11 protein-coding genes are annotated in these 13,607 nt (G+C 72.6%); all 11 read right to left on the bottom strand.

All coding sequences use genetic code 11. The features are described from left to right. Positions 1-39: 39 nt before the first annotated feature. On the bottom strand, positions 40-765 hold the full coding sequence (locus tag CHC05_RS26105; RefSeq protein ID WP_245871226.1) for a pseudouridine synthase: 726 nt from the start codon (positions 763-765) through the stop codon (positions 40-42). Continuing rightward, entirely contained in the window at positions 752-1,699 is a 948-nt protein-coding gene (gene scpB / locus CHC05_RS26100) for an SMC-Scp complex subunit ScpB (RefSeq protein WP_089253218.1), read from the bottom strand. The genes CHC05_RS26105 and scpB overlap by 14 nt, the downstream gene beginning before the upstream one ends. Then, complete coding sequence (locus CHC05_RS26095; RefSeq protein ID WP_089253217.1) at positions 1,696-2,616, bottom strand: segregation and condensation protein A; 921 nt, start codon at positions 2,614-2,616, stop codon at positions 1,696-1,698. The genes scpB and CHC05_RS26095 overlap by 4 nt, the downstream gene beginning before the upstream one ends. A gap of 73 nt (positions 2,617-2,689) precedes the next feature. Further along, entirely contained in the window at positions 2,690-3,619 is a 930-nt protein-coding gene (locus CHC05_RS26090; RefSeq protein ID WP_089253216.1) for a ParA family protein, read from the bottom strand. A 115-nt stretch (positions 3,620-3,734) separates the two neighbouring features. Next, positions 3,735-4,727: a site-specific tyrosine recombinase XerD gene (locus tag CHC05_RS26085; RefSeq protein WP_089253418.1), complete on the bottom strand. Its 993-nt coding sequence runs from the start codon at positions 4,725-4,727 to the stop codon at positions 3,735-3,737. Beyond that, a complete protein-coding gene (ald, locus tag CHC05_RS26080) occupies positions 4,724-5,839 on the bottom strand; it encodes an alanine dehydrogenase (protein ID WP_089253215.1) in 1,116 nt (371 codons plus the stop codon). Before ald ends, CHC05_RS26085 begins: the two co-directional genes overlap by 4 nt. Before the next feature lie 201 nt (positions 5,840-6,040). Next, positions 6,041-6,643 (bottom strand): NUDIX domain-containing protein, encoded by a 603-nt coding sequence (locus tag CHC05_RS26075; RefSeq protein WP_089253214.1) that lies wholly within the window; start codon positions 6,641-6,643, stop codon positions 6,041-6,043. Further along, the gene (locus CHC05_RS26070) at positions 6,640-8,379 is read right to left on the bottom strand and encodes a CTP synthase (RefSeq protein WP_089253213.1); all 1,740 of its coding nucleotides are present in this window, start codon (positions 8,377-8,379) and stop codon (positions 6,640-6,642) included. Before CHC05_RS26070 ends, CHC05_RS26075 begins: the two co-directional genes overlap by 4 nt. A 75-nt stretch (positions 8,380-8,454) precedes the next feature. Further along, the gene (locus CHC05_RS26065; protein ID WP_089253212.1) at positions 8,455-10,599 is read right to left on the bottom strand and encodes a hypothetical protein; all 2,145 of its coding nucleotides are present in this window, start codon (positions 10,597-10,599) and stop codon (positions 8,455-8,457) included. Next, positions 10,596-11,708, bottom strand: a complete 1,113-nt coding sequence (locus CHC05_RS26060; RefSeq protein ID WP_089253211.1) for a glycosyltransferase family 4 protein — start codon at positions 11,706-11,708, stop codon at positions 10,596-10,598. Before CHC05_RS26060 ends, CHC05_RS26065 begins: the two co-directional genes overlap by 4 nt. A 278-nt stretch (positions 11,709-11,986) precedes the next feature. Continuing rightward, on the bottom strand, positions 11,987-13,603 hold the full coding sequence (gene murJ / locus CHC05_RS26055) for a murein biosynthesis integral membrane protein MurJ (protein WP_089253210.1): 1,617 nt from the start codon (positions 13,601-13,603) through the stop codon (positions 11,987-11,989). Positions 13,604-13,607: the final 4 nt, after the last annotated feature.

The raw sequence follows: 13,607 nt of genomic DNA, 5'->3' as shown, positions 1-13,607 counted from the left end.
TCCTCGCCGTCAGCACCTATTCTGCCTGGTCGGGCAGAATCACTCGCCGACGGCCTTGAACAGTGCCCCGACCTCGGCGTTCGTGAGGCGCCTGGTGCGACCCGGTTTGAGGTCGCCGAGGCGGATCGGGCCGATCGCGGTGCGGACCAGCCGGTTGACCGGGTGGCCGACGGCGTCCATCATCCGCCGGACGATCCGGTTGCGGCCCTCGTGGATCACGATCTCGATCTGCGCCGACCGGGCGAACGCGTCGACCAGCCGGAACTTGTCGACCTTGGCCGGGCCGTCCTCGAGCTCGACGCCGCTGAGCAGCGTCCGGCCGACGGCCCGGGGCAGCGGGCCCGGCACCTCCAGCACGTAGGTCTTCGGCACCCCGAACGAGGGATGCATCAGCTTGTGCGCCAGCGAGCCGTCGTTGGTCAGCAGCAGCAGGCCCTCGCTGTCGGTGTCGAGCCGCCCCACGTGGTAGACCCGCTGGTCGACCCGGTTGAGGAACTCGTCGAGCGCGGTGCGCCCCTTCTCGTCGGCCATGGTCGAGACCACGCCGCGGGGCTTGTTGAACGCCAGGTAGACGAGGTTCTGGTCGACGATCAACCGCTGCCCGTCGACGTAGATCTCCGCGGTGTCCGCGTCGACCTTGTCACCGAGCTGGGCGACCTTGCCGTCGACCGTCACCCGGCCACGGAAGATCAGGTCCTCACAGGCCCTGCGGGACCCCACACCGGCGCTGGCCAGCACCTTCTGCAGGCGCTCAGCGTTCGCCATCTGCCACCTCGTCGACATCGTCCGGAAGGAACGGCGCCAGGTCCGGGAGCTGGTCGACCGTGTCGAGTCCGAGCTTCTCCAGGAACAGCGTCGTCGTCCGGTAAAGGTACGCGCCCGTCTCCGGCTCCGTGCCGGCCTCCTCCACCAGACCGCGCGCGGTGAGGGTACGCACGACGCCGTCGCAGTTCACACCCCGGATGGCGGAAATCCGGCCACGGGTGACGGGCTGCTTGTAAGCGATCACCGCGAGCGTCTCCAGGGCAGCCTGGGTGAGCCGCACCGACTGCCCGTCGAGGACGAACTTCTCGACATAGGCGGCGTACTGCGGCCGGGTGTAGAGCCGCCACCCACCAGCGGCGCGCCGCAGCTCGAACCCGTGCCCAGCCGAGGTGTAGCCGGCCGAGATCGACTCCAACGCCGCCTGCACCCGCTCGGTAGGCAGTTCGAGCACCTGAGCCAGCACGATCTCCTGCACGGGCTCGTCGACGACAAGCATGATCGCCTCCAGGGCGCCACGCAGCTCGTCCTCGTCGATGGCCGGAACAACAACATCGGCATCGGATACGCGCGACGGTGCGGGAGTGGCGACCTCGGCCGCACTGCGGTCCGTGGTGGTGCCGGGGTCGGCCTCCTCGGCCAGGTCGACCAGATCGGCGGCGTCGGGCGGCGCCTCGGGCAGCTCGGCCGCGACCACCGGATCCTGCTCCTCGGGCGCGGTCACCTCCTCGGCGTCCCCGATGGCCTCGGCAGCCTCGATCGTGTCGGCCTCGGCGGCGAGCTCGGGCTCCTCCGCGGGCTCCGGCTCCGGCGCCCCTTCCGACTCCGTCACCCCTTCGGGCTGCGGGCGGGGGCGTTCCCATGGGGGTACCCAGGCCGCTGCCTGTTCGGCGAGGGATGCCTCGCGGCCCGGGTCGGCGCCGCCGCGCTCCGTCACTGGTCCTGCTCCTTAGCCTCTTCTTCGGCGGCCGGCTTTTCCGGTGTGCCGGCGTACTCGTCGACCTTCAGCTCGCCCACCGCGTCGCCGCCGATCCAGCGGACCGTCAGCTCGCCCAGGGCCTGCACCTGCTCGAAGCCGATCAGGTTCTCCCGGTAGAGCTCCAGCAGCGCCAGGAACCGGGCGACCACCTCGAGCGTGCTCTCGCAGTCGATCGTCAGCACCTGGAAGGTCGCCGTGCCCGAGCGCCGGATCCGGTCGCGCAACAGCACCGCGTGCTCGCGAACGCTGACCTTGACGTCGTGGATGTGCGCGATCGACACCGTGGGCGGAGCCGCTTTGGGGGTCATCGCCCTGATCGCGAGTTTCAGCAGCCGGTCGGCACCGATCCCGAGGACGAGCTCCGGCAGCGCCTCCGCGTACCGCGGCTCCAGGGAGACCGCCCGCGGGTAGCGGCGGGCGCCCTCCTGCTCGAGCAGCTGGATGTGGGCGGCCGCCTCTTTGAACGCCTTGTATTGCAAAAGTCGGGCGAACAGCAGGTCGCGGGCCTCCAGCAGGGCCAGGTCCTCTTCGTTCTCGACCTGGGCCGCGGGCAGCAGCCGGGCCGCCTTGAGGTCGAGCAGGGTGGCCGCGACGACCAGGAACTCGCTGGCCTCGTCGAGCGGCCAGTCGTCGCCCATCGCGCGGATGTAGGCGATGAACTCGTCGGTCACCGTGCTCAGCGCCACCTCGGTGACGTCGAGCTTGTGCTTGCCGATGAGCTGGAGCAGCAGGTCGAACGGGCCGGTGAAGTTGGCCAGCCGCACGGTGAACCCGGTCGCGGGCGCCGCGTCGGGCGTCAACGCGTCAGCCGGGACCGTCCCCTCGACAACAACGGGGGCCGCATCGGGTTCACTCACCGTTCGACCGTAGTCCACCGCTGTAACGGCGCTGTTCACGCCCACACCTCACGCACCATCGGCACCGGCAGAGCGCCGGCGGGACTGAAGATCAGCGCTCAGCTTGCGCGGCGATGACCTCTCGGGCGAGCTGGCGGTAGTTGCGGGCACCGGACGACGCCGGGTCGAGCGTGGTGATCGGCGCACCGGCCACGGTCGACTCGGGGAACTTGACCGTCTTGGTGATCACGGTCTGGTAGACCTTGTCGCCGAACGCCTCGACCACCCGCTGGAGCACCTGACGGCAGTGGGTGGTGCGGCTGTCGTACATGGTGGCCAGAATGCCTTCGAGCTCGAGGTCGAAGTTGAGCCGCTCGCGCACCTTGTCGATGGTGTCGAGCAGCAGGGCCACACCCCGCAGGCTGAAGAACTCGCACTCCAGCGGGATCAGCACGCCGTGTGCCACGGTCAGCGCGTTGATCGCGAGCAGGCCGAGCGACGGCTGGCAGTCGATCAGGATGTAGTCGTATTCCTTGCGGACCGAGCGCAGCACCCGGGCCAGCGCCATCTCGCGCGCGACCTCGTTGACGAGCTGGATCTCGGCGGCCGACAGGTCGATGTTGGCCGGCAGCAGGTGCAGCCCCGCGACGTCGGTCTTGATCAGCACGTCTTCGGCCATGACGTCGTCCTGCATCAGCAGGTTGTAGACCGACAGGTCGAGGTTGTGCGGGTTGACGCCGAGGCCGACGGAGAGCGCGCCCTGCGGGTCGAAGTCGACGAGCAGCACCTTGCGGCCGTATTCGGCCAGCGCGGCGCCGAGGTTGATGGTCGACGTGGTCTTGCCCACGCCACCCTTCTGGTTGGCCAGCGCGATGATCCGCGCCGGGCCGTGCCGATCGGTCGGCATCGGCTCGGGGATCGGCTTGCGCATCGTGTAGGCGGCCGGGTCGGCCGGGCCGAGCTCAGCACCGAGGTCCAGAGCGGACTGCTGCTCACGGAGCTGCGAGGTCCATGCCTCGGCACGGTCACCGTTGCCAGCCATGTCCCTGCCTACCCCCTCCCGACGAGCGTCCCCACGCCGGAGCCCCGACTGTACGCCACGTCCCACCGGCCCCGGGTGCACCATATCGGCGTGTCGACACGCCAAGAAGCGGGTGTCAGCTATGTGCCCGCGGGTGTGCGGTGGCGTAAACCTCGCGCAACCGCTCCACCGTGACCAACGTGTATACCTGCGTCGTGGTCACGGACGCGTGCCCGAGCAGTTCCTGCACCACCCGAACGTCGGCCCCACCGTCGAGCAGATGCGTGGCATAGGAATGCCGCAACGTGTGCGGCGACACGGCCCGCGCGCCTTCAACCGGCAGCCCGGCGGCGGCCGCGGCCTTGCGCAGAATCGCCCACGCACTCTGCCGCGACAACGGCCCACCGCGCGCGTTGAGAAACACCGCCGGCCCGCGCGCGGCGAGCCCCGGACGAGCCCGCACCAGATAGGCGTCCAACGCGGCCCGGGCATACCCACCGACCGGAACGATCCGCGTCCGCCCGCCCTTGCCGTGCAAAGTGGCCGAGCCACTTTCGAGGTCGAGGTCGTCGACCGCAGCGCCGACGGCCTCGGAGATCCGCGCCCCGGTGCCGTAGAGAAACTCGAGCAGGGCCCGGTCGCGCAGCTCCAACGGCCCGTCACCGCTGACGGACTCGAGCAGCCGCAGCACCTCGTCGACTTCGAGCGCCTTGGGCAGCCGCCGCGGCAGGCTGGGCGGCTTCACGTCCCGGCTGACGTCGTCGGCTGCCAGCCCCTCGCGCACGGCGAACTTGTGCAGCCCCCGCACGGCGGAGGTGGCCCGCGCCGCGGACGCGGCGGACAGCGGCGGATGCTCGCCATCGCCGTCGCGCAAGGCGGCGACGTGCCCGGCGATCTCGGCCGGCGTGGCCGACGCGAGGTCGGTCACCCCACGCCCGGCCAAGGTCGAAAGATAGCGATCGAGATCACGCCGGTACGAAGCCAGCGTGTTCCCGGACAGCCCACGCTCGACGGTCAGGTGGTCGAGATAGACCCGCACCGCCCGCCGCAGGGCCGGTGCGGGCTCAGGCGGCGGCGCCGGTGACGGTTGGGCGTCACCGGCGCCGGGCGTCGCGTGCGTCGCGGTCAGGCCAGCGCCTCCGCGAGCGGCAGGTGCTTCATGCCGTGCGCCTCCGCGACCGGGCCGTAGGTGACCTGGCCGTCGTAGGTGTTCAGGCCCAGGGCCAGCGCCGGGTCGCGGCGCAGCGCGTCGCGCCAGCCGCGGTTGGCGAGCTCCAGGGCGTACGGCAGCGTGACGTTGGTCAGCGCGTAGGTGCTGGTGTGCGGCACCGCGCCGGGCATGTTGGCCACGCAGTAGAACATCGACTCGTGGACCTTGTAGGTCGGATCCGCGTGCGTCGTCGGGCGCGAGTCCTCGAAGCAGCCGCCCTGGTCGATCGAGATGTCGACGAGCACCGAGCCCGGCTTCATCCGGCTGACCAGCTCGTTCGAGATGAGCGTCGGGGCCTTGGCGCCCGGCACCAGCACCGCGCCGATCACCATGTCTGCGTCGAGCACAGCGCGCTCGACCTCGTACGCGTTGGAAGCGACGGTCTGCAGGTGGCCCTGGTAGATCGCGTCCGCCTGGCGCAGCTTGTTGATGTTGCGGTCGAGGAGCAACACCTCGGCCTGCATGCCGAGCGCTATCGCGGCCGCGTTCATGCCGGAGACGCCGGCGCCGATCACGACGACCTTGGCCGCGTACACGCCGGAGACGCCGCCCATCAGGATGCCTCGGCCGCCGCCCTGGCGCATCAGCGTGTACGCGCCGACCTGGGGCGCGAGCCGGCCCGCGACCTCGGACATCGGGGCGAGCAGCGGGAGCGCGCGGTCGGCGGTCTCGACGGTCTCGTACGCGATGCCGGTGACCTTGCGGTCGATCAGCGCGTCGGTGCACTCCTTGGACGCGGCGAGGTGCAGGTAGGTGAAGAGCACCTGGCCCGGGCGCATCCGGTGGTGTTCCTCGGCGATCGGCTCCTTGACCTTGAGCACCAGGTCGGCGGTGCCCCAGACCTCGTCCGGCCCGGGCAGGATCGTCGCACCGGCCGCGGCGAACTCGTCGTCCGTGATGGACGAGCCGAGCCCGGCACCGGACTCGACGAAGACCTCGTGACCCGCGCGGGCGAACTCGTGGACGCCTGCCGGCGTGATCGCCACGCGGTACTCGTGGTTCTTCACCTCGCGTGGGATTCCGACCTTCACATCGACACCTTCTCTCCCGCGTACGCCCAGTCACCGTTGACCGGGTCGTCTCCCGCGTCGGCGGCGAGTCTAGGGTGCCCCGGATCGCGGGGACACACCCGCTCACCAGCGGACGCGCATTCAGTATTGCCCGCCGTTCGTGATCACCACACGAGGGCCGAAACAAGGGCCCCCTGTGACACAGGAGGCCCTTGCCGAAACTCAGCGCACCAGCGGAGTGTCCGGGTCGCGCAACGGGCGCCAGTCCTCGTCGCGGGCCCGGGCCGTGGCGAGCAGGCCGGCGACCGCCGCCGCGTTGGTGATCTCACTGCGCAGCGCCATCGCCACCGCCTCGTCCAGCGGCACCCATTCGACCGTGATCTCGGCCTCCTCGTCGGAGCGCTGGAACCGCTCCGCCTCGGGGATCGACGACAGGCCACGCGCCAGGAAGACCCGGATCAGCTCGTCCGAGAAGCCTGGCGACGTGTGCAGGTCGACCAGCAGGTCGAGCCGCTCGCACCGCAGGTCGGCCTCCTCGGCCAACTCGCGGTCCGCGGTGCTGGTCGGCGCCTCGCCGGCCACGTCGACCAGGCCGGCCGGCAGCTCCCACATCGTCTTGCCGACCGGGTGGCGGTACTGCCGGACCAGCAGCACCCGCCCCTCGTCGTCGAGCGGCACCACGCCCACCGCGCCGACGTGCCGCACGTAGTCGCGGTCTGCCTGGCCACCGCCGGGCATGGTGACCCGGTCGGTGACCACGCTGAAGATCTTGCCGTGGAACCGCTCGACCCGGTCGAGCACCGCGTACGCGTGCAGCGAGGTCATGACGACGCCGTCGCGCTGGCCCGCCCGTTGCTGGCCAGCTCCGGCTCGGCGTCGGCCGTGAGCTGGTCGACCGGCAGCTGGTCGGCCAGCGAGTACGTGACCGCCGCCTTCACGAACGCCGCGAACAGCGGGTGCGGCCGGGTCGGTCGGCTCTTCAGCTCCGGGTGCGCCTGGGTGGCCACGAAGAACGGGTGCAGCTCCCGGTCGAGCTCGACGAACTCGACGAGCCGGCCGTCCGGCGAGGTGCCGCTGATCGACAGGCCGGCCTTGGTCAGCGCGTCCCGGTAGGCGTTGTTGACCTCGTAGCGGTGCCGGTGCCGCTCGGACACCTCGGTGGTGCCGTAGGCCTCGGCGACCAGCGAGCCCGGCGTCAGCTTGGCCGGGTAGGCGCCCAGCCGCATCGTGCCGCCCAGGTCGCCCTTGCCGGCGACGATCTGCTCCTGGTCGGCCATCGTCGCGATCACCGGGTGGCCGGCGGTCTCGTCGAACTCCAGCGAGTTGGCGTCGGCGAGCCCGGACAGGTTGCGGGCCACGTCGATCGTCATGCACTGGAGCCCGAGGCACAGGCCCAGGGTCGGGATGCCGTTCTCGCGGGCGAAGTGCGCCGCGCCGATCTTGCCCTCGATGCCGCGGACGCCGAAGCCGCCGGGGATCACGATGCCGTCGACACCGGCGAGTGCGGCGGCCGCGCTCTGCGGGGTCTTGCAGTCGTCACTGGGCACCCACCGGATCTGCACGCGGGCGGTGTGGTGGAAGCCGGCCGCGCGGATCGCCTCGGTCACCGACAGGTAGGCGTCCGGCAGGTCCACGTATTTGCCGACCAGCGCCACGGTCACCGTGTGCTTCGGGTGGTGCACGCGCTCCAGGAGCTCGTCCCACGCGGCCCAGTCGACGTCACGGAAGGACAGGCCGAGCCGGCGCACGACGTACGCGTCGAGACCCTCGCGGTGCAGCACCTTCGGAATGTCGTAGATGCTCGGCGCGTCCGGGGCGGCGATGACCGCCTCCCGGTCGACGTCGCAGTACAGCGACAGCTTGTGCTTGAGCTTCTCCGGGATCTCCCGGTCGGAGCGGCAGACGAGCGCGTCGGGCTGGATACCGATGTTGCGCAGCGCCGCGACCGAGTGCTGGGTCGGCTTCGTCTTGAGCTCGCCCGACGGCGCCAGGTAGGGCACCAGCGAGACGTGCAGGTAGAAGCAGTTGTCCCGGCCCACCTCGTGGCGGACCTGCCGGATCGCCTCGAGGAAGGGCAGCGACTCGATGTCGCCGACCGTGCCGCCCACCTCGGTGATCACCACGTCCGGGGTGCGGCCCTCGTCGTCGGGGTCGCCCATCGCCCGGATCCGGGCTTTGATCTCGTTGGTGATGTGCGGAATCACCTGCACGGTGTCGCCGAGGTACTCGCCGCGGCGCTCCTTGGCGATCACGTCCGAGTAGACCTGGCCGGTGGTGACGTTCGCCTTCCCGGACAGGTCGCGGTCGAGGAAACGCTCGTAGTGGCCGACGTCGAGGTCCGTCTCCGCGCCGTCCTCGGTGACGAAGACCTCACCGTGCTGGAACGGGTTCATCGTGCCCGGGTCGACGTTGAGGTAGGGGTCCAGCTTCTGCATCACGACCCGGAGGCCGCGCGCGCTCAGCAGATTGCCGAGGCTGGAGGCGGTGAGGCCCTTGCCGAGCGAGGAGGCGACACCCCCGGTGACGAAGATGTGTTTGGTCAGCCGTCCTGATGGGGCCAAGGCCTGCTCCCGTGGTCGTTTGTCAAGGTCGAGATCATGCGATCCACGGGATTCCACGGTAACACGTCGTCGCGGTCATGCCGCGCCGACACCCTCCGCGTCGACCTGCGGGGCCGGCTGCGCCGGCCTCGTGAAGTCGCTCGCGTGATCGAGCACACGTAGGGCGGTCAATGCCGCCATGGGGGCCACCACTGCCGCGGCCGCGCCGGCCAGGTCCAGGGCGGTCCCGCCGAGCAGGCCGCCGAGCACCACGGCGACGCCGATGCCGACCGCGCCGGCCCGGACCGACGGGTAGAGCCCGTACGCCCGGCGCAGCCCGCCCCAGTCGCGCAACAGCGCCAGCCACAGCAGCGCGGCGCCCACCACGGCCAGGAACGTCAGCGGGCTGCCGACCAGCGCGTCGAGGTTGGCCTTGCTGGCCCGTTGCAGCGTGGTGCCGCCGGTGCCGTCGCCGAGGGCCTCCACGAACCGGCCCAGGCTGCCCCGCTCGGCGGCCGGGTGGCGCACCTCGATCCAGGCGAACACCGAGGTCACGGCGACGCCGGCCACCGAGGCCGCGGCCAGCCGGCCCAGGGTGAGCCAGCCGCCCGTGGACAGCGCCGTGGCGATGCACACACCGGCCGTCAGGGCCACCGCACCGATCGGGTCCGAGCCCAGGTAGGGGCTGCCGACCAGGAACACGCCCACGCCACCGAGCACGGCCATCACGAGCGGGCGCCAGGACTTGGCGAAGCGCTGGGCGAGCACGCCGCCGCCCAACAGGACGCCGGTGAGGAAGACCCCCAGACCGACCGTGCCGACGCCGGCGTAGCGGTTGCCGTCGAGCACCGAGTAGCCCGCCACCCCGTTGAGCTGCAGCCGGGCGCCGGTGAGCAGGTCGAGGCCGACCACCGCGCCGGCGACCGTCACCACCATCGCGAGGGGCCCCAGGGTGCGCCGGAAGGCCGGCACGAGCCGGACGGCGGCGGTGCCGGCGGCCAGCACGAACACCAGCACGGCGGCGAACAGCCAGCCCGGCTGCCCGCCCCGCCACCAGGGCACCAGGTCTGCGACGAGGGCGGCCGGGATCGCCAGGGCGGACGCGAGCAGCAGGAGCTCGACGGCGTCGCTGATCGGCTTGGGGATCGACCGCTCGTCGCCGACGTGCCGCCTGGCCCGCCGCAACAGCGGCACCACGACGATCGCCAGCACCAGTTGCACCGCGGCCAGCACGCCGAAGAACCAGGTCGCGACCGAGCGCTGGGCTCCCGCCTCTCGGTCGGCGTCGGCCGGGAAGCTCACCGCGTCGGGCAGCCGCTCGGGCCGGCCGGCGACCGAGGTCGCGGGCTGGCCGACGAACCGCCGTTCGGGCAGCGGCCGGTTGAGGGTGGTCAGCGCGGTCGGTGCCAGGTCGACGAGCTGGATGTAGCCGTCGCGCCCGGTGCTCGGCGAGGTCAGCCAACCGCCGTCCCAGCCGGGGCCGTCGGCGATCGCGACGTGCAGCCGGCTGGTCTGGTCGGTGTCGGCGAGCCCGGCCACCATGACGAGCGAGTTGTCGGGACGGGCGGCGAGCACCCGGGCCAGCACGGCGTCCGCCCGGGCGGCGGCGGTCTGCCGCGCCACCGGGTCCTCGCCGCTGACGGCGCCCAGGTCGACCATGCTGAGCGTGCACTCGCTCAGCAGCTTGCGCGGGTCGTCGGGCAGTTGGGGCTCGTACGTGTCGACGCGCCCGTACGGCCGTGCGGCGGCGACCGCGGCGCCCGGCCCGACGGCGGCGGTGCAGCGCACCGACTCGGGCAGCGCGCCCGGCACGGCGCCCCAGGTCTGCGACCGCTGGTTGTACTGCACCGCCTGGCGGTCGAGATCGGGCAGGAACGCGCCGATTCCGTCCGGGCGCTGCACGTCGACGGTGAGCGGCGGGCAGGCGGCGGTGACCGGCGTGCTGCGCCGCCACCCGGCGAAGTTGCCCGCGCCCAGGGTCAGCCAGCCGTCGACGGGGCACGTGGGCTTGAGCGCCGAGCGCACCGACAGCGAGCCGATCGAGCCGTGCTCGGCCAGCCGCCACAGGTTGGGCGTGCCCTGCTCGGTGACGTCTTCCCAGCGCAGCCCGGGGATGCCGACCAGCACCACGTAGTCGGCGGAGCGCTTGGTCTCGGCGGTGGCCGGGCGGACCGACAGCGCGGCCAGGCCACCGGCCAGGGACAGCACCACGAGGACGTACGGAACGATCCGCCGGATCATGTCGGCACGAGCTCTGCGTAGATCCCCTCGAGCTGGGTGATCGTGGCTTCCTCGGTCGGCCAGGTCTTGGCGCGCTGGAACCCGCGCGCCCGGTATTCGGCGCGCTTGGTCTCGTCACCCAGCAGATCCCGGACCGCTTCCGACACGGCCGCGACGTTACCCGGTGGGACCAGCACCGCCGCGTCGCCGACCAGGTCGGGCAGCCCGCCGACGGCCGTGGCGACCAGCGGGACGCCCGCCCGCAGTGCCTCCTGGGCGAAGAGCTGGCGGGCCTCCCAGTCGCTGGTGACCACGGCCACGTCGGCGGCCTCCAGCAGGTCGGCGATGTCGCCGCGATGACCCAGCAGGGTGACCGGGGCGTGGGTGGCCGAGATCAGCGCGGCCAGCGGCAGGTAGGCGGGCCCGGAGCCCGCGACCAGCACGGCCGGGATGGGCCGGATGTCGCGCCAGGCGGCGGCCGCCTCGACCAGCACGTCGTAGCGCTTCTGCGGGTGCAGGCGGCCGACCGAGAGCACCACCGCCTGGTCGCGGTGCAGGCCGAACTCGGCGCGGACGGCGGCCCGGCCACGGCGGGGCTCGGGAAGCTCGGGCGCGGCGACGGGGGCGAGCCGGGCGTCCCGGGCGCCGAGCGCGAGGGCCCGGTCGACCAGGTCCGCGGAGGCACCGAGGCAGACGTCGGCGTTGCGGGCCACCACCCGCTCGGCGAACCGCGACGCGTAGCCGCGCAGCCGGCGGGCCAGGACCGCGTTGTGCCAGGTGACCACCAGCGGCTGGCGCGGCTTGGCGAGGACGGAGACCAGCCCGGCCCGCAGGCCGTGCGCGTGGACAACGTCGACCTCGCCGGCCAGCGCCGCGCGCAGAGCGCCGATCGCGCGGCGGTCGTTGATGGTCGGGTTGGGCGGGATCTCGACGGGAACGAACCGGGCACCGGCGGCGGTGAAGCGGAACTGCTCCTCGGTGGCGGCCGGGCCGGCCACGGTCACGGTGGCGCCGGCGGCGCTCAGGCCGCGGACGACGGAGGTGACGTGCTGGCCCACGCCGCCGGTGCTGGAGGCCAGCACCAGGCAGACGGCGCCGGTCCAGCGGTGCCCCCGTTCGGCGTCGGTCACGCCCCCACTCCCTCCCCCATGTGCGCCACGAACCGGCGCGGCAAGGCCGTCCCGGCTCGTGCGGCGATGCTATCGGGACGGTGGCCACCGTCGGTGCCGATGCAGCCGGTCCGAGCCGATCGCTGTCGGTCTTCGGTCATTCGTCGTGCGCCCGCCGTTCATTGTCCGTGATGCCGATGACCGGGTACGACGTGGACCCTCCGACCCGCTTTGCTCTGCACCCATATGCGCATCACCTGAACGAGCGTTCAGGGAGATGCGCATATGGAAGCAGAGCGTCAGCGGCGGCGCAGGCGGCGCCGGACCGCCGCGACGGCCGGGCGCACGTCGTGCCGGTCCAGCGGGTACGCGACCGCACCGAACACCAGCACCACCACGATGCCGGCGACGATGCCGTGCCAGAGCGCGGTCGGCTTGGCCGTGGCCTGCCCGCCGCTCAGCGCGTCGGCCACCGCCCAGCCGGCGGCCGCCGCCGCCGCGCCCGCCGTCAGCCCGACCAGCAGGGCGCGGTCGAAGCCCGCCAGCGCCGCGCCGCCGGCCCGCCGGTGCACCGCCAGCGTGAGCAGCACGCCGAGGACGAGCATGCCGGCCGAGTTGGCCAGGGTCAGGGCGAGCAGCCGGTGCTCGACGGAGAGGCCGGCGGCCAGCGCGAACGCGGCGACCGAGACCGTGACCCAGCCGATCGCGGTGGCGATGGCGGCCGGCCTGGGCAGGCCGCGGGCGTAGAGGGCTCGGCTGAAGATGGCGAACAGGCCGTAGCCGATCAGGCCCGGCGCGAAGCCCGCGACCGCGCCCGGCAGGCCGTCGAGCGCGAAGAACCCGCCCACCGGCTCGGCCACGGCGGCCAGGGCGGCGGCGCCGAGGCAGCTCAACAGCAGCACGCCGCGGGCGGCCGGGGCGAGCCGGTCCCGGTAGCCCGGGTGGTCGCCGGTGCTGTGCGCGGTGGCCAGCGCCGGGTAGACGGCGGTCGCCACGGGCACCGCCAGGATCGCCCAGGGCAGCAGGTAGACGGCCTGCGCGACGGTGAACACCACCGCGGCGCCCTCGGGCCCCTGGTTGGCCAGGCGCAGCGTGACCACGACCGCGACCTGCTGGAGGCCGACGGTCAGCACCCCGGCACCGGCGAGCCGGCGCGCGTGCCCGCCGGCGCCGGCCGGAAACCGCCAGATCGGGCGCCAGGACAGGCCCAGCCCGCGGACCGGGATCAGCAGGCAGAGCGAGAGCACCACGACGCCCAGCGTGGTGCCCACGGCCAGGATGAGCTGGCCGCCGACACCGACCTGGGGCACGTCGGCCCGGACGCCCTCGACGGCGGCGAACAGGCCGTAGGTCGCCGCGACCACCACGCTGGACAGCAGCGGGGCGAGCACCGGCCAGGCGAACCGGCGGTGGGCCTGGAGCACGCCGGTGAGCACGACGCCGATCCCGTAGAGCGGCAGCTGGGGCGCGAAGATCCGCAACATCAGCACGCCGGCGCCCCGGGCGGGTGCCGAGATGTCTCCGGTGAGCCCGTCGATGATGGGGCCGGCCAGCAGCACCACCGCGACGGCGAGCGGCACGAGCGCCGTGAGCGTCCAGGTGAGCAGCGCCGCCACGGTGCCGGCCTCGGTGCGCCGGTCGCCGGCCGAGACCGCGCCGGCCAGCAGCGGCACCACCAGCGCCGCGAGGGCGCCGCCCGCGACGATCTCGAAGATGATGTTGGGCACCGTGTTCGCGGTGACGTAGGCCGTGCCGAGCACGGTCGAACCGACGAACCAGCCGAGCACGGCGGTACGCCCGAAGCCGGCGACCCGGCTGAGCACGGTGAGCCCGCCGATCAGGCCGGCGGCCCGCGCGACGCGCGGGCCGGGTACCGGAGGGGGTACGGCGGTGCTGGGAGGGGTGGACGCGCTCACGACG

Source organism: Asanoa hainanensis, assembly GCF_900188485.1.
Lineage (GTDB): Bacteria > Actinomycetota > Actinomycetes > Mycobacteriales > Micromonosporaceae > Asanoa > Asanoa hainanensis.
This window is presented reverse-complemented; position numbering and strand designations above follow the sequence as displayed.

Coding starts and splice junctions, on each gene's coding strand:
- CHC05_RS26065 (WP_089253212.1), bottom strand. CDS start 10,599: ATGATCCGGCGGATCGTTCCGTACGTCCTCGTGGTGCTGTCCCTGGCC.
- CHC05_RS26105 (WP_245871226.1), bottom strand. CDS start 765: ATGGCGAACGCTGAGCGCCTGCAGAAGGTGCTGGCCAGCGCCGGTGTG.
- CHC05_RS26090 (WP_089253216.1), bottom strand. CDS start 3,619: ATGGCTGGCAACGGTGACCGTGCCGAGGCATGGACCTCGCAGCTCCGT.
- CHC05_RS26075 (WP_089253214.1), bottom strand. CDS start 6,643: ATGACCTCGCTGCACGCGTACGCGGTGCTCGACCGGGTCGAGCGGTTC.